The organism is Alcaligenes nematophilus, assembly GCF_026344155.1.
GTDB lineage: Bacteria > Pseudomonadota > Gammaproteobacteria > Burkholderiales > Burkholderiaceae_B > Alcaligenes > Alcaligenes phenolicus.
Genome location: NZ_JAPKMZ010000004.1, coordinates 15,307 through 35,190 on the forward strand (window position 1 = coordinate 15,307; position 19,884 = coordinate 35,190).

Sequence of the window (19,884 nt, forward strand, 5' to 3'; positions counted from 1 at the left end):
GCCACAGTATATAAAAGTTCTGCTTTGAAACAGATGCCTGGTTTGCTGGCAAACAGATTTACTGTATATTTATACAGCAATCAGGAGCATACCTATGGCAAGCGCACTTCGTTCCCTTTTAGATCTTCACCCTTCCCTTTGGACAGGCAAGCATTATGCGCATGCCGCAGGCACTTGCCTGCCCAGCGGGTTTGCCGCCCTGGATGACGAACTGCCAGGAGGCGGCTGGCCTGTGGGCAGTCTGATCGAACTGCATGCACAGCAAGACAGCAGCGCCTTGTCCTTGTTGTTGCCAGCCTTGAATACGCTGCAGGCAGAGCGCTTGCGTGTTTTAATCGCCCCGCCCTATCAACCCATGCAACAACTGTGGCGTGGTACTCCTGTTACGAACGAGCAAAACAGCTCATCAGAAAACGCCTTGCCCGCCCGCATGCTCTGGATACGCAGCCAGCACCTGAACGATACCTTGTGGGCCAGTGCCCAGGCCTTGCGTCACGGCCACTGTGCGGCTGTGCTGAGCTGGCTGCCTGCCCATGTGCCTTTAGCGGCCTTGCGTCAACTACAGCTATTAGCCAGCCATAGCGACAGCCTGTTTTTTTGTTTACGTCCGGCGCACAGTCAGACCAACAGCCCCGCCCTTTTGCGTCTTGAACTTCAGACTCGCCAAGACCAGCAGGGGCAGCCCTGGCTGGATGTTCATATCCGCAAACGACGGGGGCCGCCGTGCAAGGACAGCATTGCGTTGGCCCCTCACCACACCCTGATGCCGCCAGCGGCCATTCCGTCTCATGTACCTGTGCCTGCGACTGCCCCAGAGCCTGCTTACGCCTGAGGCCAGCCCAAAACAGCAGAACGGTATTCAAGCCGTTCTGCTGCGCTACAGCCCCCAGCTGGCACAGGTTCAAGCCGATTTATGGGTACTGAATATCAGTGCCAGCATCCGGCTGTTTGGTGGTTTGCGTCGTCTGTACCAACAGGTCCGGGCTGACTTGCAAGCCATTATTCCCGAGCCCTGCCTGGCCCTGGCACCCACTGCCCGTGCGGCCTGCTTGCTGGCTTTATCCGGACGCAAGCAGCGCCGTTGTGCACGACGTTTGCAAGCCTGTCTGAACCCGCTTCCCATCCACTTATTGGCTCCGCCTGCCGACCAGCTGCAATGGTTGCATAGTCTGGGCTGCCATACCCTGGGCCAGTTGCACCAACTCCCCCGCGATGGTCTATCCCAGCGCGGGCTGCGTGCCCTGCTGTTGCAGTTGGACCAAGCCTACGGCACACAACGCTGGGCGCTGGAATGGGTACATGCCGCCCCGCAGTTTACAGACAAGCTGGAGATGGATACGCCATCCAATAACAAACCCACCGTCTTGCGGGCCGTAAATCGCCTATTGATCAAGCTGGAGGCCTGGTTGAATCAGTACCAATTGGCTTGTGGACGTCTGGAACTGGTACTACGCACGGAAAGATACAAGGACTACCCCACGACCACCCGCCTGGAGTTGCAAATGGCCCGGTCCTGCTGGCGTAGCCAGGACTTTTTGCCCGTATGGCAAGAACAGTTCCAGCAACTGCAATTACAGGCGGCCGTACAGAGCATGGTGCTGCAGGCACAGCAACTACACCCGCGCCAAACTCATGCCAGCAGCCTGTTTCCCGATGCGCGTCATTGGCAAGAGCAGGATCAACAACTGTTGGAGCGCTTGCAGGCCAGGCTGGGGGCTGAACAGATTTTGACACCTGCCGCCCAAGCCAGCTATTTGCCTGAACAAGCGAATCAATGGCTCCCCTTGTCACGCAGCCAGCCCCCCGATGCGGACCGTCCGGCTTTGCAACGTCCATGCTGGATGCTGGACCCGGCTCAGCCCTTACAACACGATCAGCAATCTCCGCTTCTGGATCAGCAGCGCTTGCGCCTGGTTCAAGGCCCGGAGCGGGTACAGACAGGCTGGTGGAGCGGCACCGGGCATCAGCAGCGGGACTACTTTATTGCCCTGTGTCCGCAGGGGCGTTTGTATTGGGTTTATCGGGACTTGAGCCAGGAGCATGCCTGGTATCTGCACGGAGTCTTTGGATGAAACCCCATATAGACTTGCTGTATTCCGAACTGGACTGCCTGTCCAATTACAGCTTCTTGAATGGCGCGTCCCACCCCGAAGAGCTGATCAGCCGCGCTGCCGAATTGGGCTACAAGGCGCTGGCCTTATGCGATTACGCCTCCATGGCCGGTGTGGTGCGCGCTTATGCGCAGGCCAAGTTGCATCCGGAAATCCGCCTGTTGGTTGGAAGTCGGTTCCGCTTTACGGGGGGTTGGGACAATCAGCGCCCACAAGTCGCCAAGGCTGAGACAAGAACCTGCAACGGCACTCAGACCCATGAGCTGCTGATTCTGCCGCGCAACAAGGAAGGCTATGGCAATCTCTGTCAATTCATCTCGCACCTGCACCAATCACTGGACTTGAAGCAGGAAGCCTCGATTGACTGGTCTTTTTTGCAACAAGCCCGCCAAGGTTCCCAACAACAGGTTCTGCCAGACTGTCTTGCCATCTACAAGCCGGCCTATGGCTTGGATAGCGAGCACATCCGTCTTCAAACACAGCATTTGCTGGACCTGTTTGCAGGCCGACTGTTTTTAGGCATCAGTCTGCATAGGCGCGATCAGGACATGCAGCATTTGCGCGCCGTCAGGCTGGCAGCGCAGGCATGTGGATTGCGCTGTGCCGCGTTGGGCGGCGTCCATATGCATGTGCGCTCTCGCCAGCCTTTGCACGATACTTTGGCAGCCATACGCCTGAAAACACCTGTGCAAGAATGCGGCTGGTCCCTGGCCAGCAATGCAGAACATCACTTACGTAGTCGTTTCCAACTGGCCAATCTTTACCCGGCCGAACTGCGTGAGACCACCGATCACATCCAGGAGCTATGCCAGTTTTGTTTAAGTGAAATCAAGTACGAGTACCCGGTCGAGATTGTCCCGCCCGGTCTCAGTGGCATTGAGTATCTGCGACAGGAAACCGAGCGTGGCGCGCAAAAGCGCTACCCCAAAGGGATTAGCGACAGCTTGCGCACGCGCCTGGAAGAGGAACTCAGCCTGATTGCAGACCTTCAATACGAGTCCTACTTTCTGACTTTGCATGACATCGTCAGTTACGCGCGCAGTCAGGGGATTTTGTGCCAGGGCCGAGGCTCTGCCGCCAACTCGGCCGTGTGCTACTGCCTGGGCATTACTGAAGTTGATCCTGCCAGCAGCCATACCTTGTTTGCGCGCTTCATCAGCCGCGCACGGGCTGAACCGCCCGATATTGATGTGGACTTCGAGCACCAGCGTCGCGAAGAGGTTATTCAATACATTTACCGCAAATATGGCCGACAACGAGCAGCCTTAACAGCGGTGATCACCACCTATAGACGCCGCAGCGCCTTGCGGGACACCGGCAAGGCGCTAAGCATTCCTTCCGCCTTGATCGAGGCCTTGATTCAATGCGACCGTGCCTGGCTTAAAGACAGCCACATTCAGGATGAGGTCCTGGCACGCTTTCCCGAATGCCCGCCAGAGCAAGCGCATCAATGGTTGTCCTTGACCCGCCAGCTGATGGGCTTTCCACGTCACCTGTCCCAGCACCCTGGCGGTTTTGTAATTTCACAAACACCCTTGCACAGGCTGGTGCCGATTCAAAACGCCGCCATGCCAGGGCGCAGCGTTGTGCAATGGGACAAGGATGATCTGGATGTGCTGGGTTTGCTGAAAGTCGATATTCTGGCCTTAGGTATGTTGAGCGCCTTGCGTCGCTGCCTGGACAGTATCAGTCAGCAAAAAGGCAAACCATTCCGCTTGCAGGACATCCCTTTGCAAAGCGCCAAAACCTTTCGGATGATACGGCGCGCTGACACCATAGGCGTGTTCCAGATCGAGTCCCGCGCCCAGATGAGCATGTTGCCACGGCTGCGTCCCAAATGCTTTTACGACTTGGTGGTGCAAGTGGCCATTGTGCGCCCCGGCCCCATTCAAGGGGGCATGGTGCATCCTTATCTGGAACGCCGTCGCGACCACAGCAAAGTTGACTACCCCGCTCCCGAAATCCGCCATGTGCTGGAACGCACCCTGGGCGTGCCTATTTTTCAGGAGCAGGCCATGGAACTGGCCATGGAGGCGGCGGGTTTTTCGGCTGACAAAGCGGACGCCTTGCGACGGGCCATGGCGGCCTGGCGTCGCCGTGGTGGTTTGGGCTCTTTTGAACAGGAGTTGCTGGATGGTATGGCTGCCAAAAAATATTCTCCAGAATTTGCCCAGCGCCTGTTCGATCAGATCAGCGGTTTTGGGGAATACGGTTTTCCGGAAAGTCACTCGGCCAGTTTCGCCAAACTGGCCTGGTTCAGCGCCTATCTGAAAGCACGTTACCCGGAGCACTTTCTGGCGGCCTTGCTGAACTCTCAACCCATGGGTTTTTACGGCCCCAGCCAATTGGTCCAGGATGCACGCCGTCACGGCGTTCAGGTCTTGCCTGTTGATGTGCAATACAGCCTGTATGACAGCCACGTGTGTTCCAAGCTTGGCGGCCCACCTCAGGTACGTCTGGGCCTGCACATGGTCAAAGGCTTGAGCGAGCAAGGCGCCCAAGCCATCGTGAGTTACCGGCAAAGCCACCCGGACCGTACGCTGAATCTGGCCTGCTTGCGCCAGGAACTGGCCCTGTCAGCCCACGATCAGCAAGCGCTGGCCCAGGCCCATGCTTTACGCAGTGCTTATAGCCAACGCCGCCACAGTGTTTGGGATGCCCGACGCCCCAGTCAGGCAGGATTGCTGAGCCATGCTGAAACGCCGGAGCACACCCCGGATTTGCCACAAGCCAGTGTGGGGCTGGAAGTGTTAAGTGATTATCAGGCCGTGGGCTTGAGCCTGAATCGTCACCCCCTGTCCTTGCTACGCACACAGTTGTCCCCCTTGCGATTCTCCACCGCAGAACAACTCAACCAAGCCTGCCCGGATAGGCGGCTGGCACGGGCCTGCGGGCTGGTGACCACCCGCCAACGCCCCGGCACCGCCAAAGGCACCGTATTTGTAACGCTGGAAGATGAAACCGGCAGTGTCAATGTCATCGTGCGTGAAGAGTTGGCGCAGGCGCAATCTCAGGCCTTGCTTCAATCTCGCCTGCTGGGTGTCTATGGCGTCTGGCAACGGGATGGCAGCGTTTGCCATTTAATTGCCCGCCGTCTGGTATCCATGAATCACCTGATTGGTGATCTGGTCGCACGCAGCCGGGATTTTCAATAATCGGATTTTTCCCTACCCCCGCCCTGCGTTAAACTAGGGCTTTGCCCGTTCAACCAGGAACCACCATGAGTCAAACACTCAAAACCCGTTTAGCTGAAGATATCAAAACGGCGATGCGCGCTCGCGATAGCGGACGCCTGGAGACCTTGCGTTTTCTGCAAGCTGCGATCAAACAACGCGAAGTGGACGAACGTACCGAGCTGGGCGATGCTGAAGTAAGCAGCATCATTGAAAAACAAGTCAAGCAACGCCGCGAATCCATCCAGGCTTTTGAATCTGCTGGCCGTACCGAAAGCGCCGAGAAAGAAAAATCCGAATTGCTGATTCTGCAGGAATACCTGCCACAGCAAGCCGATAGCGCCGAAATTGATGCGACCATTGCCGATGCGATTACCCAGGCTCAGGCTGACGGCGCTCAAGGCCCCGCATTGATGGGCAAAGTCATGGGGCTGGTGAAAGCCAAACTGGCTGGCCGTGCCGATATGTCCCAGGTTTCCGCTCAAGTGAAGCAAAAGCTGAACCCATGAAGCATTTGCAGGCCGAACTGGCGCAGCCCAAACAGGACTTTTTCGGCACACATATCCCCCTGATGCAGCACCTGGGCCTGCAAACCGTGAGCAGCACCGAGCAGGAAGTGATTACTTTTCTGCCCTGGCAAGCCTGTAATGCCAACTCCCGTGCCGATGTGCACGGGGGCACCTTGATGGCGATTCTGGATTTCACCCTTAGCGCCGCCGCACGGGCACAACGTCCTGGCTCAGGGATGGCCACCATAGACATGAACTCGCAGTTTTTACTGCCTGCTCGTGGCGATGTCTGGTTCAAGGCCCAATGCCTGTATCTGGAAGGCGATACCGCTTACTGCGAAGGTGGCGGGTATGACGAGAAGGAACGCTTGCTGGTTAAAGCGGCAGCCACTTTTCGAGTGGTGCGCGGTAGCTGAACACCAGGTGCAATACACCTTGGAAAGTGGCACGCTGCCCCAAACTGCTACCGATCTACAATAAAGCCCATTAAAAAAGCCCGTATCAAACGGGCTTTTTTATTTCCACCTACTTAATCACAGGCAAGCTTAATGCGCCTGCAAATCCTCACCCACAGGCTGATCCCATTCCGGGTTGGATTTCAAAAATGGATAATCCGTATAGCCTTTAGGACCCTGGGTGTAAAACGAATCCCGATCCCAGCCATTCAAGGGCGCACGCAACTGCAAACGCAAGGGCAAGTCCGGATTGGACAAAAAAGCCTTACCGAACGACACGGCGTCTGCCATGCCTTTGGATAAAGTGGTCTGTGCTGTCGGCAAATCGAAATGTTCATTAGCGATAATCGCACCACCAAACTGGCATTTGATCATGGGCAACAAGCTGTCCGAAGCCGGGCTTTCACGCAGGAACAAAAAGGCAATATCACGGCGATCCAGTTCGCAAGCCACGTACGAGAACAAACGGGCCGGATCGGAATCCTTCATGCCATGCAAGCCACCACGTGGGGACAAATGCACACCGACTCGGCCAGCACCCCAAATGGCGACACAGGCGTCCACAATCTCCAACAGGAAACGAGCCCGGTTTTCAATCGAGCCACCGTAAGCATCCGTGCGGGTATTGGAGCCATCATGCAGGAACTGGTCGATCAGGTAGCCATTGGCACCGTGTATCTCCACCCCATCAAAGCCGGCGCTCAGCGCGTTTTGAGCGGCAACGGCAAAGTCGTCCACAATATCGGCAATTTCTTCACTGCGCAGGGCACGCGGCACCACAAAAGGACGTTCCGGGCTTAAATGACTGACCATGCCCTCACAGGCAATTGCGCTGGGCGCAACCGGCATTTGGCCATTCAGAAACTCCGGATCAGACACACGCCCCACATGCCACAACTGCAAGACAATACGGCCACCCTTGGCATGGACGGCTTCGGTAATCGTGCGCCACGCATCTACCTGTGCACTACTCCAGATGCCCGGCGTGTGGGCATAGCCCACACCTTGCGGCGATACCGAAGTGGCTTCGGCTACAATCAGCCCCGCGCTGGCCCGCTGGCAATAGTACATACGCATCAAATCATTGGGCATACGGCCCTCCGAGGCGCGTGCGCGTGTCATGGGCGCCATGATGATGCGGTTCATGAGTTCAATATCACCCAGTTTGATTGGATCAAACAAACTAACCATTGTTTTACACTGTCCACTATTGATGTTTCCGCCAGGGCTTGAACGACACGCGCCCAAGGGAATACCCGATAAGGGTTTTTACCAGATATGTCTTTATACCATCAACGCTTAATTTGGCTTGAAATTGTTTCAAGCATCAAACGGATCAAATAAGCTATGGCACAGTTCGCCGTCATAGGATTAGGCCGCTTCGGTTCGGCCTGCGCCCTGGAACTCATGAAAATGGGCCACTCCGTACTGGGAGTGGATACCAATCCGAAACTGGTCAACAAGTATGCGGACCAATTAAACCGTGCCGTCATTGCCGATGTCACTGACCGCCAGGCTCTGGAAGAGCTGGGGCTGGACAATTATGACGTAGTTCTGGTTGCGATTGGGGCTGATATTGAATCCTGCCTGGTTTGCGTGGTTCACCTGAAGAGTTTTGGTGTTCCGACAATCTGGGCCAAAGCCATTTCCCATACCCAGCATTTGATTCTGGCCAAAATTGGTGTGAACCGGATTATTCACCCCGAAGAAGAAATGGGCATACGAGTCGCCCAAATGCTCAGCTACCCCATGGTCAACGATTACATCAGCCTGGGCAATGGTGATTACGTCGTCGAAGTCACGGCCAGCGACAATATGAATGGCCAGACCATCAAGGACGTGCTGCGCGAGCAAATGAACGATGTTCAGGTCTTGCTGGTCAAGCGTCGTGGTCAAACCACCATCCAGCCAGACCCTGATTTTGCCTTGCATGCCAAAGACTTGCTGATCCTGCTCGGACAGTTGCAAGCACTTCGTACCGCCGCCCCCAAATTGGTCTGATGTATGCGCAACTGGCTGCCCAATAGTCTGACTCGCCGTCTTGAGGTCAATCCTCATACCCGCACCCTGAGCGCCAGCCCGCCACTGGTGCTGGCGCTGGGTTTTATGGCCCTGATTATTCTGGGCGCAATTTTGCTGAGCTTGCCACAAGCAGCTACGCCCCGGCTGGGGATTTTTCAGGCGCTGTTCATGGCCACCTCGGCTGTCACCGTCACGGGCCTGGCGGTCATTGATCCGGCAACAGACTTGACGCACTTTGGGCAAATTGTGCTGGCGCTGCTCGTCCAAATTGGCGGTATGGGCTTTGTGACCTTTGCCGTGATTGCCGCCATCACCATGCACAAACGCATCAGTGTCAGCCAGCAGGCACTGGCACTGGAAGCTTTTAATCAAACCAGCGTGTCCCGCATCCGCAGTACAGCCTTTCAAGTGTTCAAGATTGCTGCCCTGATTGAGCTGATCGCCGCCGCCATTCTGTTTCTGCGCTGGACCATTGATTTACCGTGGACCACAGCCCTTTATCGCGCCTTGTTCCATGCGGTCACGGCTTTCAATAATGCGGGCTTCTCGCTATTTCATGACTCCTTGATCCCCATTTCCGGAGATTTCGTGTCAGTCATGACTTTATCCGGCCTGATTATTTTGGGCGGGATTGGCTTTACCGTACTGGCCGACGTAGGCCAGAAAAAACGCTGGCAAACACTTTTGCCGTACACAAAGCTGATCCTGATCGGAACACTCATCCTAAACCTGATTGGTTTTTTCAGTCTCTGGGCGCTGGAATTCACGAATCCACACACCTTGGGCATGCTGGGCCTGGGTGATCAGGCGCTGGCCGCCTGGATGCAGAATGCGGCCACCCGTACTGCGGGCTTTACCACCATGGACATTGCCAGCCTGCGCGACAGCACTCAGTTGACCCTGATTGTGCTGATGCTGATTGGTGGCGGCTCGCTCAGTACGGCCAGCGGTATCAAAATCGGCACCTTGATTGTCTTGCTGGCGGCGGTACGCTCCTACATCCGTCAACGCGAAGAAGTGGTCTTGATGGAACGCAGCGTGGCTCCAGAAACCGTACAGAAAGCCCTGGCCCTTTTCCTGATTACCGGCGCACTGTACTTCATCAGCGTCTTGCTGCTGACCTTGTTTGAGGACATGCCCATTACCAGCCTGCTGTTTGAAGCCGCGTCGGCCTTGAGTACCACCGGCATGAGTCACGGCATTACCCACAAGCTATCCACGCCTAGCCAGATCCTGATCATGGTGCTGATGTTTGCAGGCCGACTCGGTCCTCTAACCCTGATTTACTCGCTGGCCACCCGCAAACGCAGCCGTATTCGTTACCCGGAAGGCAACTTCCAAGTGGGCTAGACCTGTCGCTAAACCACAGATATACAAGAAGTTTTAAGAAAAACGACTATTGTCACCGAATTTTGGTATGGTTAATGGATGTAAACATCGAACAACTACTGATCAGGATGCAGGCTTATGGATCACAGGAAGATGGCTACTTTAACCAAGCGCGCTGGCACCGGGCTTAGCGCGCTTTGCCGGGAACTGACCAGCCGTGGGATTAGCTACCACCCGCTGGTCGAAATGTATCAGAGTCAAATGGCCGTTATTGGTTTGCTCAGTGACGAAGTTGTCGCCCTGCGCAAAGAGCTGGACGATCTAAAAAAAGTAGTTAAGAAAAACGGCTCTTGAGCCGTTTATTTTTTGCCTGCGATTAAGGCCCCCATTCCCCTGCCTACACCTCTTGAAGCGGCCCTGTCCACATCCATGACTGTCACCCTGCCCCGTTTTTGGCTGTGCGCCGCTTTAGCCTTGTGTTCTGCCACTGCCTACAGTCAAAACGATCGGGTTCTGTCTACACAAAAGCAGCCTGGCTCCCTTCCCGGCATTGCGCCTATCCCGCCTGCGGCTCCCGTTCTGAACTACGGGACGACCTTGTTCACGCCCGACTATCAGGGTGTGCGCCTGCATACTTATCTGGATGAATGGCAGCGTCAGACTCAGCTGGACTCCGGGGAACTGGCAACTCCGGCGCGTCAGGACAATCTGTTTATCGTCTTGCACTACCGCTACACCAACACCAGCCCCCGTCCACTGAATCCGCAGATCCATCGGCCACGCCTGTTTCTGGTTGACCCTTCAGGCCAGAAAGTAGCGCCCAATCAGCGAGCGACACAGGACTATCGCTACGCTCATGATCTGGACACGGTTGGCTCTGACAAAATCAACCCCTTGGTGAGCGTTTCGGATGTCGCAGTCTTTGAGATCAGCCCAGCCTTGTTTGATGCCACTCGCTGGCACTTTATGATCCAGGAAGGCCAGGCTATCCGCATTCCTTTGACGGTTGTCCCTGAAAAACCGTCTAAAAACGCCGAATAAACATAATAGACGCCCCCTCCATACCAATAAATCATTAAACTCTGCGCTCAGACAGACCCGTCTTATAAACAGGCATGGAATAATACGGGGCCATATAAGCGAAATTAATCGACAAAGCTCTCACCTCACATGCGGTGAGAGCAAGGAAACAAGATTGCGTCATACCCCCTTTCGGATCAGCGCCACCCTCATCGTTGCCAGCGTCCTGCTCCTGCTGGTGCTGAGATCACTACCCACGCGCCCCGAACCCGGTCCCGAACTGATCCAGGTAGAAGGCGGCTCTTTTATGGCCGGCAATTTTCAGGTTCCCATGCGTAACTCCGACGGTGAGTTGTCCGTGCAATGGGTGGCACAGCCGGATCAGGGGGCTCTGGAGCCCTACCCGGTAGAGGTCAACGCCTTTTCCATCATGAAAAAAGAGGCAACTAACGCCTTGTACGATCGCTTCTTGAAGCAAACCAAGCGCCCTGCGCGCTGGCAGCCGGTAAAAGGCGATGGCGAACAGGTCGCCAATATGCCCTACGACGAAGCCGAAGCCTTTTGCGCCTGGTTAGGAAAAAACAACGGCCTGGACATGCGCCTGCCTACAGAGGCTGAATGGGAATACGCGGCCCGCAGCCGTGGCCAGCCCTTTCCCTGGGCAACCGACAACGGCCAGTGGCAGGCAGGCCGCAACTTGCCTGAGCAAGGCAATGAAGCAGACAAAAACAAGACGGGCGCCTTCCCACCCAATCCGCTGGGCATTCAGGATATGGCCAATGGCCTGCATGAATGGGTGATCTCAGACCCGACCCGGGATCCAGCCCACGTACGGATTTTCAAAGGCGGCAGCAATGAGGGAGCCAGCTCACGCCACACCATCCCCACACGCGGCATTGTCTTTCCCTTGTCGGAGGCGGCTATTGACGCCAAGCCCGAACTGGCTCGTCTGAAAGGCCGCCCAGTAGGCACTGTGTATTTCCAGCACTCCACCGCGCGTTGTGTGGCCCCCTTGAAAACCAACGGCACGCCACCCGTATCGGCCACGCAAAACACCATCCTGCCACCGATTTTTGATGATGTAACGGACAAGCGCAAACCAAGCGACGAACCTTAAACAATCCCCGGCGGCAAGCCGCTGGTACAGACAGCCACAACCTTGGCGTCGTCTTCGCTGGTGGATAAATAGATATGTCCGATACCGCTGTCAAAATACGCTGACTCGTGGGCTTCCAGAAACAGGGTTTCGCCAGTTTCAAACTGAATGGCAATAGAGCCGGACAGCACGATCACAAACTCCTGCCCAGCGTGACGGATATAGTCGTCAAACTCACTGGCATCGCGTGAATCAATCACGGCCAGAATCGGATTCATGTGCTTGCCGCTGAGCTCGCCAAACAACAGGCCGTATTCATAGTTGCGGGTGGCATAGCCAGGGGTGGCCGTAGATTTATGGCTGGAAATGCCCACTTCGGTGGTGGGCAATGGCTGCGCAGTTTCCTGATCGGGAACGGCAAACAAAGAACCGACTTCAATATTCAGGGCACGGGCCAGGACCACAAACTTTTCATAGCTTAAAGTGACCTGCCCCAACTCTGCTTTGGAAATGGTAGATAGCGCCAAGCCGGTTTTTTCAGACAACTGCTTGAGTGTCTGTTTTTGATTATGTCGGGCTTGGCGCAGGCGGGTTCCTACCTGTTCCTTGCTGAGCAGTTCATTACGTAGCATTCCTGGATTGTAAGCGGCGCAAACGGAACCAGGCAATCAGAATCCAGGCCATCAAAACAAAGCCCAGGTAACCAAAAAACGGGTATACCGTACCCACCAGATTGATGAAACCAATCTTGGCGCCCACCAGTCCCAGCACCCCGGCAATAGCCGTACCGATATTGAATTTACGGGTATTGGGCGTAAAAATCCGGGCCGAGAAGGAATACAGCACACCCACCGAGGTTGTCAGAATCATGGCGAAAATCACCACGGACATAATGGTTCCCAGCAGTTTGGACTGTTCAGTAGCCAGCATCAGCATGGGCAAGGCCGCCGAGCCAATCGTATCGATACGGCCAAACACACCGGCGCTGATCAGCACAATCAAAAAGCCCAGCAACAAGCCACCTACCAGTCCACCGAGCAAGGCATTGCGCCGAGAAGTCGCTTGCGCACCGGCAATCATCAGGAACGGCGCCCCCACCACCATGTTGTAGGACACGTACAGCAAAGAGCCAACCAGCCAATGCCCCGCACCTTGTGGTTTAGTCTGCGCAATCACATCCAGTTCTTCCAATGGCAAATCCCGCGTATTCCAGCTGTAAATACACAGGAAAATCATCATCAGAACCAGGATAGGCGTGACGCTGCCAATAAAGGCCATCACCCGATCCACGCGCAAGAACACAATCAGCACGGTAATCAGCATGACGGCGATACTGCCGTATTGCGCCGGCACGCCCCATTGCTGCTCCATCAGCGAGCCGCCACCAGCAAACATCACCACGGCAATCGCATACATGAAGAAGGTAATCATGATGTCGACCACCACACCCAGACGCGGCCCACAAATCAGATACAAGCCCTCTTTGAAGGAATGCGATACCGAAACCTGGCTAAGCTCCCCCACCGCCATGCCCAGTATCGTGAAGCACAGACCACTGACCACCCCTCCCAGCAGCCCCCAATACCCAAAGCTGCTGAAAAACTGCAATATCTCTTGTCCTGATGCAAAGCCGGCCCCCACCACCACACCGACAAAGGCCATCGCAATGCCCAGGATATTTTTTATATTCGACATGCTTTCTCCTCCGGGAGATCAAAGTGCTGCTGTTTTTATGTTCTGAAACGAGCGGGTGACACCACAGCCGGATCAATATTCAGGGCCTTCAAAGAATCGGGCAGATCCTGCTTTTGCAACAAACTGGCCGCCAGCAAGGACGCGCCTGCAGCGGTTTGAATCCCATAGCCACCTTGACCGGCCAGCCAGAAAAAGCCGGGGCAGTTTGCATCCTGACCAATCACCAGCTCACCATCAGGAGCAAAACTGCGCAGCCCCGCCCAAGTGTGGCTGGGACGACGGATACGGAGCTGAGTGCGCTCTTCAATACGGTAAATGCCGGTGGCCACATCCAGCTCTTCAGCCACGACATCATGGGCATCCACGTCGTCGGCATTGGCAGGCGAACCCAGCAACATGCCAGCATCGGGCTTGAAGTAGAACTCTTCGCCAATATCAATGACGGCGGGCCACTCACGATGATCCACACCTTCAGGCGGCGAAAACAGGAAGGCGGAACGGCGTTTGGGTTGAATGCCCAAGGCCTGCACGCCACAGCGTTCTGCCAAGGTATCAGCCCAGGCCCCCGCCGCATTGACCAGCACACGAGTGCGCAAACTTGCAGGCTCGGCGTTGAGCTGAACTTCCCAACATTCGCCATCCCACTTGGCCGACACCACTTCCGTATCCAGACGCAGTTTCACACCCTTGGCTTGTGCACCTTTCAGAAACCCTTGGTGCAAGGCATGTACATCCATGTCCTGACCCTGACCGTCATACAAGGCACCGGCCAATTGCGCAGGGTCCAGACAGGGCACCATGGCCAAGGCTTCTTCGGCACTCAAGCGGCTCACATCCAGACCTTGTTCATGCCAATCCTGATACTGGCTGTCCAGCAAATCCTGCTGATCGGCGGTCCCCACATACAGCACACCGCGCGGCAGCAAAATTGGCTGATCGCTAAAGCCAGCAGGTGGATGGCTGAAAAAATCGTTACCCGCAACGGTCAAAGCACGAATTGTCTCCGTACCGTAGGTTTCAACAAACATCGCAGCCGAGCGTCCAGTGGAGTGATACGCAGCATGGGACTCTCTTTCCAGAACCAGCACTTGGGCACTTTCAGGCAAACGGTAGGCCAAAGACACGCCTGCCATCCCGGCTCCAACAATTACGTAGTCGTACACCATAAAATTCTCATATCCGATAATTGAGGGCTAATAGTAGGTCTTTCCAAGAAAAACATCCAAGAGGGTTTTTACTAGGCGGACACTTCGGGCTTGCTTGCAAGCCTTGTGTGGCGCCAGATCCGAGCCCGTTTCGACTAAAAAAAAGCGCTTGAAGGCTGTTTTCACCCCAGCAGTCAGACCACAGAAAAAAGCGCCTGGAACCCTTTTTACTACGCCATCAATTATTCAAACATCGGGGATTTTCTTTTAAACCTCACCTATTTACAGTCCGAGCCCCCCGAAAAAAGATCAAAAAAAACCTTCTGACCCAAACGAGTCAGAAGGCAAAAAAGCGTCCGCCCGTGCTCTGCAGGACGCTCTTGGGAATCGGGTTTTACTGAATATTCAACTCAAATACGGCAGTAGGAGAACCGGCAAACACTATGTGACCTTTCGTGGGCAGGCTCACCGGACCTGTGCCATCGAGCAAGCTGTAATGAATGCAGCCGCCCTCTTCGTCATACACGGCATAGGCGCTACGAGCCGGCACGTTCACAGTCAAGGTCTTCTGAGCGGTTGGCTCGTCCAGCCTGAACCATTGCGCAAAACCTTGCGGGTCTAAGAGAACTCGACGATCTGAACTAGTTAAAGCACGAATAGCCTGCTCGCTCAGCATCAAGTCGTTATTGAGCAGGAGATATTCCTTGTCACCATGCAGCTCAAAACTGGCGTGTGAGGTTTCTCGACCGGCCTGTCCCGGAATTTGCACCTCGCTGGCCGCAGTTTGCGCGTCACGAATACGCAAGGCCCCCACATAGCCATCCAGCTCCCTGCTCAACGCCAGCTTGGCACCGGGCATCCCGTCCACAAAGTAATACTCGGAGTTGTACAAATACTTCACCGGGAAATAGCGCAGGCCGTTACGCTGTTCCCAAACTTGTTGAATCGCTGCATCCAGCACATTGGGCGACAATTTCTGCGCCCGGTAAGCAGATTGGGCTTCCTGGCCCAAGCCCTTGTCCGTCTCGTAACGCCGATCCCATAGATAAATACGGCCATTGGGAGCATCCACAAACTGGATACGAATAGAACGCTCGGCATTCACAAAGCCCAATCGACCGGCGTATTGATACTGCTCGGTGACGCCGTTCCCGGTCTCAATGCTCAAGGCGCCATCAGCCTGGATGTTCACCTGCATCAAAGCACCGCTATCGCCGTATACCCCGGCATAGCGCAGCAACTCAGCAGGCATGGGCGCGTCCGCCTCAACAGAAAAAGACTTGTTTGCCAACACTGACACATCAAAGCCTTTCAGTTCCAAAGCCTTGAGCAGCATTTTCTTCGCAATCAGCTGATTCTTGCCGCTATTCCCCCCTGCGCTAAGCACCACAGCCGCCATATTCAGCTTGGGCAACACCACCAAAATCGCATGATGTGCGGTAATGTCACCGCCTTTGGCCAAGCCCTGAATGCCCAGATCGTTAAAGGGATACAGCTTCACACTGTCCCAGCCCAAGCCGTAATTGCCGTTATCGTCCACATCCTCTGGCCACAAACCGCGTAAATATTCAGGCGCTTGCATGGCCTCACGGGATTGCATAGACAAAATACCGGGACCGTCCTGCATGAACAAACGGGCAAACCTGGCCATATCTTCGGCAGTGGAGTTCACTCCGCCCGAAGCAATCACGTTGTAGTGAATCCAGGGCAAACCATTGTCTCGGCCAGGCCATTTCAAACGCGCATAATTCTCCCCAGGCCCATTCATCGGGGTGCTGGTATGCGTCATGCCCAAAGGCGTATTGAAAGAAGTCTGGATATAGTCCGTGAAACTCTGCCCGCTTACGTACTCCACCAGCTTTTCCGTCAAGGTAAAGCAGCTATTGCAGTACACGGAGAACGCTCCCGGATCTGCATTCAATCCTTGCACAGCCAAGGTGTCCAAGAACTGCTCATAGCCTTTGCGATTGTTGTCCCCCATGAACAAGGAGTCATTGATGATGTCGTCGCCACGCAAGCCCGCCGAATGATTCAACAGCATCCGGGCCGTAATCTGCTGGTAACGTGGATCAGCCATGCGAAAGTCCGGCATGTACTGATAAACAGGCGTATCCAGATCCAGCCTGCCCTCCTGCGCCAGCTTCATGACACTGACTACCGCAAACAGCTTGCTGACCGAGCCAATGGCATACACCGTCTCATGATTCAGAGGCGTATCGTTTTTACCCGCATGACCGCTCAGCACAATCGTGTCATTTTCGATCAAGGCATATTGCAGACTGGTGAAGTTTGGGCGCAGCGCGACTTTGCGGGCGATTTCCTGGGTATAGCGACTTAACTCTGCAATGGCGCGGCTGCTTTGCAAGAGACTGACAGCCTGTGGCGTATCAGCCGTGGCGGGCACTGCTGTGGCACAAAGAGCAGCTAGAAGCAAAGTCTGGCTCACTTTTTTCAGCCGTATCTTCAGCATGAGAATTCCGTGTAAGTAAAACAAAATCGTGGGTGATGGCAGCCTTTCAAAATCAGCCAGAGCACCACAAGCTGCCCATTGCTTGCACGACACATGAAATCAGCATCCAAAGCAGACAGGCTAGAGCGCAGCATGCCGGGCTTTGTTGATGTCTCGATGGATTAAATATACCCAAATAATTCCTTATGTATCTTTTTGATACCAACGAGCCAACTCAAGAAGCTTTTACAGGGAGGCGGGCAACGAGTCCTGCTATTTAGCCGCCATATAAGTGGCGCTTTAAGTTTGCAATCGCAACCCGCTATAAGCCTATATACATAACCATTGAGTTAGATCAATTCTGCTCCGAACAACGGTTTCTTGCCTCCTGGGCTCTCTATACCATGCGTACTGAGTGTGACTCGAAGTTATTTGACGCATTTATTTAATAATTATGGGTAATGTCTATGAATGTCTTATCTAAGACCTTGATCCTTGCACTAGTGGGGTTGGGGGCCGCTTATGGTGGATCTCAGCTTATTTTGTCGCAACGCAGCATCGTCTCCCCCTCGGCAAGCACCATCAAGCTGGATGATGACGCCCTGATCAAGCAGGGAGCCTACGTCTCCCGCACCGGCGACTGCGTGGCCTGTCATACCGTTCCTGGCGGCCAAAAGTATGCAGGCGGCCTGGCCATGCAAACCCCGCTGGGAGCGATCTACTCCACCAACATCACACCCGACAAGGACACCGGCATAGGCAATTACACCCTGGACGAGTTCAAAACGGCCGTCCAGCACGGAGTACGCAAGGACGGCGCTGCACTCTACCCCGCCATGCCCTACCCCTCCTACTCGGTCATGAGCGACGAGGACATGAATGCCTTGTACGCCTACTTCATGAAGGGCGTTCCGGCGGTCAAACAGCAAAATGCCGAGCCCACTTTGCCCAAGCTCTTCCAGATGCGCTGGACCATTGCTTTCTGGCAATGGTTGTTTGCTCCCACTGATCAGACATTTGTAGCTGATGAAGGCCTGGATGATCTGAAAAACCGGGGGGCTTATCTGGTGCAGGGCCCCGGCCACTGCGGTGCCTGTCACACACCGCGCGGCGTGGCATATCAAGAACTGGCCTTGAGCCTGAAAGACGGCGACGACTATCTGTCCGGTGCCGTCATTGATGGCTGGCGCGCCAAGAGCCTGCGCGGCGAAGGTCGTGGCCTGGCCAGCTGGTCTGAAGACGAGCTGCTGGATTTCTTTGCCACCGGCCGTACCGATAAAGTAGCGGCCTTTGGCGCCATGACGGATGTGGTCGAACACAGCACTCAGTACATGACACCTCGGGACCAGAAGGCCATGGCGCAGTATCTGAAATCCCTGCCACCCATCAAAGGTCGCAACCCCGAGATCCCGCACCAAGCGGATGCCACTACACAAACACAGCTGGATGGTCAGTACACCTCGCCCGGCGCCTGGTTATATGCCGCCCACTGTGTGACCTGTCACCGGGCTGATGGCAAGGGCGTGCCGCGCGTCTTCCCGGCGCTGGCTGGCAACTCGGCTGTTTTTGCCAACAACCCGCAATCAGTCATTCAAGTGACCCTGGAAGGTGGACGTATGCCTGAAAACAAGGTCGACACAATGACCTTCACCATGCCTGCCTTCCGCCATTTGGGCGACCAGGAAATCGCCGATCTTGTGAACTACATTCGTACCAGCTGGACCAACCAGGCCCCCACCGTGCAGGCGGCCGACGTTGCCCACATCCGCCAGTTTGTAGCCAATAAATCGCCCAATATCCTGCCTCAAGGAGCCAGCCATGAGTAAAGCCAAAACCCTGTCCGTTCTGGCGGTGGCCATTGCCGGTGTCGCAGTGGCAAGCTGGTATGCCTTTGCCTCCAGCCCCGCCCTGACGGGCCCGACCCCAGCCACGTATCCCATTATTAATGTGGAAAGCAAAGAGGTGGTGGGTCAATACACCATTCCTTCGGACCTGCTGATCGAGAAAGAACCAAACGCCGACGCCATTTTGTACGGCAAACGCCTCTTGAACGAAACACGTCGTCTGCTGCCCGACAATGTGGGCGCCGCCATGAACTGCAATAGTTGCCATATTGACCAAGGCAAAGCTCCGCGCGGTGCGCATTACATCAACAGCTTTGTCAGCTACCCGAAGGTCATGCCCCGCTCGGGCAAGATGGTGGACTTGGCCGGCCGCATCAATGGCTGTTTCATGCGCTCCATGAATGGCAAGGCCATAGCTGTAGACTCGCCGGAAATGCAAGGCATGCTGGCGTATATGAAGTGGTTGGCGCAAGGGGTTCAAGCCGGTCAAAAAGTCCAGATGCCTATTGACGGCCCACTGGATCATGATCTGATCCCCAATCCCGAGCGTGGTAAAGCACTTTATACGGTCCAATGTGCCAGCTGCCACGGCTTTGAAGGTCAAGGCCTGAAGGATGAACGCGGCAATATCGTATTTCCGCCATTATGGGGGGATGAATCCTTCAATATAGGCGCAGGTATGGCACGTACCTTCAAGGCCGCGGTATTCATCAAGTACAACATGCCCATGAGCGTGGCGTCGCACGGAGCCTGGGGCCAAGGAGGGGTGCTGAATGATCAGGATGCTGTGGACATTGCCGAGTACTTTACGCATATGCCACGGCCTGACTTTGCGAGCAAAGTGAACGACTGGCCGAATGGTAAAAAACCCAAGGATGCACGGTATTAACATCCGCGCTTCCTAATTGGATTAAAGCGTGCCTGACGCTTTTTTCCAGAAGATCTGAACCCCAAGACAGACACCCTTAAAGCCATTAACACTGCCCTCTTGATGAGGGCAGTGTTTTCCTGTTTCGCGGAGCACCGGCACTCAATT

Annotated in this window: 17 protein-coding genes; 12 read left to right on the forward strand and 5 right to left on the reverse strand. The window is 55.1% G+C overall.

Going from position 1 to position 19,884, the window contains the following annotated elements; genetic code table 11:
• Nucleotides 1–94: 94 nt before the first annotated feature.
• From imuA to OSH04_RS11340, 5 genes are all read left to right on the forward strand, one after another.
• A complete protein-coding gene (gene imuA / locus OSH04_RS11320; RefSeq protein WP_239055647.1) occupies nucleotides 95–832 on the forward strand; it encodes a translesion DNA synthesis-associated protein ImuA in 738 nt (245 codons plus the stop codon).
• Nucleotides 789–2,072, forward strand: a complete 1,284-nt coding sequence (locus OSH04_RS11325) for a Y-family DNA polymerase (RefSeq protein ID WP_239055646.1) — start codon at nucleotides 789–791, stop codon at nucleotides 2,070–2,072. The genes imuA and OSH04_RS11325 overlap by 44 nt, the downstream gene beginning before the upstream one ends.
• Complete coding sequence (locus tag OSH04_RS11330) at nucleotides 2,069–5,266, forward strand: error-prone DNA polymerase (RefSeq protein ID WP_266108486.1); 3,198 nt, start codon at nucleotides 2,069–2,071, stop codon at nucleotides 5,264–5,266. The genes OSH04_RS11325 and OSH04_RS11330 overlap by 4 nt, the downstream gene beginning before the upstream one ends.
• Nucleotides 5,267–5,331: 65 nt before the next feature.
• The gene (locus OSH04_RS11335; RefSeq protein ID WP_009454206.1) at nucleotides 5,332–5,793 is read left to right on the forward strand and encodes a GatB/YqeY domain-containing protein; all 462 of its coding nucleotides are present in this window, start codon (nucleotides 5,332–5,334) and stop codon (nucleotides 5,791–5,793) included.
• Complete coding sequence (locus tag OSH04_RS11340) at nucleotides 5,790–6,209, forward strand: PaaI family thioesterase (RefSeq protein WP_009454207.1); 420 nt, start codon at nucleotides 5,790–5,792, stop codon at nucleotides 6,207–6,209. The genes OSH04_RS11335 and OSH04_RS11340 overlap by 4 nt, the downstream gene beginning before the upstream one ends.
• A 129-nt stretch (nucleotides 6,210–6,338) precedes the next feature.
• Here the strand turns inward: OSH04_RS11340 and OSH04_RS11345 are convergent, their stop codons facing one another.
• Complete coding sequence (locus tag OSH04_RS11345) at nucleotides 6,339–7,439, reverse strand: alkene reductase (protein WP_009454209.1); 1,101 nt, start codon at nucleotides 7,437–7,439, stop codon at nucleotides 6,339–6,341.
• A 156-nt stretch (nucleotides 7,440–7,595) separates the two neighbouring features.
• On the opposite strand from OSH04_RS11345, the gene OSH04_RS11350 reads away from it, so the two are divergent.
• From OSH04_RS11350 to OSH04_RS11370, 5 genes are all read left to right on the forward strand, one after another.
• The gene (locus tag OSH04_RS11350) at nucleotides 7,596–8,249 is read left to right on the forward strand and encodes a potassium channel family protein (RefSeq protein ID WP_251196631.1); all 654 of its coding nucleotides are present in this window, start codon (nucleotides 7,596–7,598) and stop codon (nucleotides 8,247–8,249) included.
• Nucleotides 8,250–8,252: 3 nt separating this feature from the next.
• Entirely contained in the window at nucleotides 8,253–9,620 is a 1,368-nt protein-coding gene (locus tag OSH04_RS11355) for a TrkH family potassium uptake protein (protein WP_247966838.1), read from the forward strand.
• Between the two features lie 132 nt (nucleotides 9,621–9,752).
• Nucleotides 9,753–9,953, forward strand: coding sequence for a hypothetical protein (locus OSH04_RS11360; RefSeq protein WP_223254031.1), 201 nt, complete (start codon nucleotides 9,753–9,755; stop codon nucleotides 9,951–9,953).
• 12 nt (nucleotides 9,954–9,965) lie between these two features.
• A complete protein-coding gene (locus OSH04_RS11365) occupies nucleotides 9,966–10,640 on the forward strand; it encodes a hypothetical protein (RefSeq protein ID WP_266108487.1) in 675 nt (224 codons plus the stop codon).
• 154 nt (nucleotides 10,641–10,794) lie between these two features.
• Nucleotides 10,795–11,736 (forward strand): formylglycine-generating enzyme family protein, encoded by a 942-nt coding sequence (locus tag OSH04_RS11370; RefSeq protein WP_083053558.1) that lies wholly within the window; start codon nucleotides 10,795–10,797, stop codon nucleotides 11,734–11,736.
• Here OSH04_RS11370 and OSH04_RS11375 read toward each other — a convergent pair.
• The 4 genes from OSH04_RS11375 to OSH04_RS11390 all read right to left on the reverse strand — a co-directional run bounded on the left by OSH04_RS11375 (nucleotide 11,733) and on the right by OSH04_RS11390 (nucleotide 17,025).
• The gene (locus OSH04_RS11375; RefSeq protein ID WP_035273216.1) at nucleotides 11,733–12,347 is read right to left on the reverse strand and encodes a helix-turn-helix domain-containing protein; all 615 of its coding nucleotides are present in this window, start codon (nucleotides 12,345–12,347) and stop codon (nucleotides 11,733–11,735) included. The two genes, OSH04_RS11370 and OSH04_RS11375, sit on opposite strands and share 4 nt — an antisense overlap.
• Nucleotides 12,337–13,410 (reverse strand): YkvI family membrane protein, encoded by a 1,074-nt coding sequence (locus OSH04_RS11380; RefSeq protein ID WP_035273217.1) that lies wholly within the window; start codon nucleotides 13,408–13,410, stop codon nucleotides 12,337–12,339. The genes OSH04_RS11375 and OSH04_RS11380 overlap by 11 nt, the downstream gene beginning before the upstream one ends.
• Before the next feature lie 35 nt (nucleotides 13,411–13,445).
• Nucleotides 13,446–14,576 (reverse strand): NAD(P)/FAD-dependent oxidoreductase, encoded by a 1,131-nt coding sequence (locus tag OSH04_RS11385; RefSeq protein ID WP_266108488.1) that lies wholly within the window; start codon nucleotides 14,574–14,576, stop codon nucleotides 13,446–13,448.
• A gap of 373 nt (nucleotides 14,577–14,949) precedes the next feature.
• On the reverse strand, nucleotides 14,950–17,025 hold the full coding sequence (locus OSH04_RS11390; RefSeq protein WP_266108489.1) for a serine hydrolase domain-containing protein: 2,076 nt from the start codon (nucleotides 17,023–17,025) through the stop codon (nucleotides 14,950–14,952).
• A 446-nt stretch (nucleotides 17,026–17,471) separates the two neighbouring features.
• Between OSH04_RS11390 and OSH04_RS11395 the strand changes: the two genes are divergently transcribed.
• Together OSH04_RS11395 and OSH04_RS11400 are read left to right on the forward strand one after the other, a co-directional pair.
• Nucleotides 17,472–18,830: a cytochrome c gene (locus tag OSH04_RS11395; RefSeq protein WP_266108490.1), complete on the forward strand. Its 1,359-nt coding sequence runs from the start codon at nucleotides 17,472–17,474 to the stop codon at nucleotides 18,828–18,830.
• Nucleotides 18,823–19,737 carry a c-type cytochrome gene (locus tag OSH04_RS11400; protein WP_266108491.1) on the forward strand — a complete coding sequence of 305 codons (915 nt, stop codon included), beginning with the start codon at nucleotides 18,823–18,825 and terminating at the stop codon, nucleotides 19,735–19,737. The genes OSH04_RS11395 and OSH04_RS11400 overlap by 8 nt, the downstream gene beginning before the upstream one ends.
• Nucleotides 19,738–19,884: the final 147 nt, after the last annotated feature.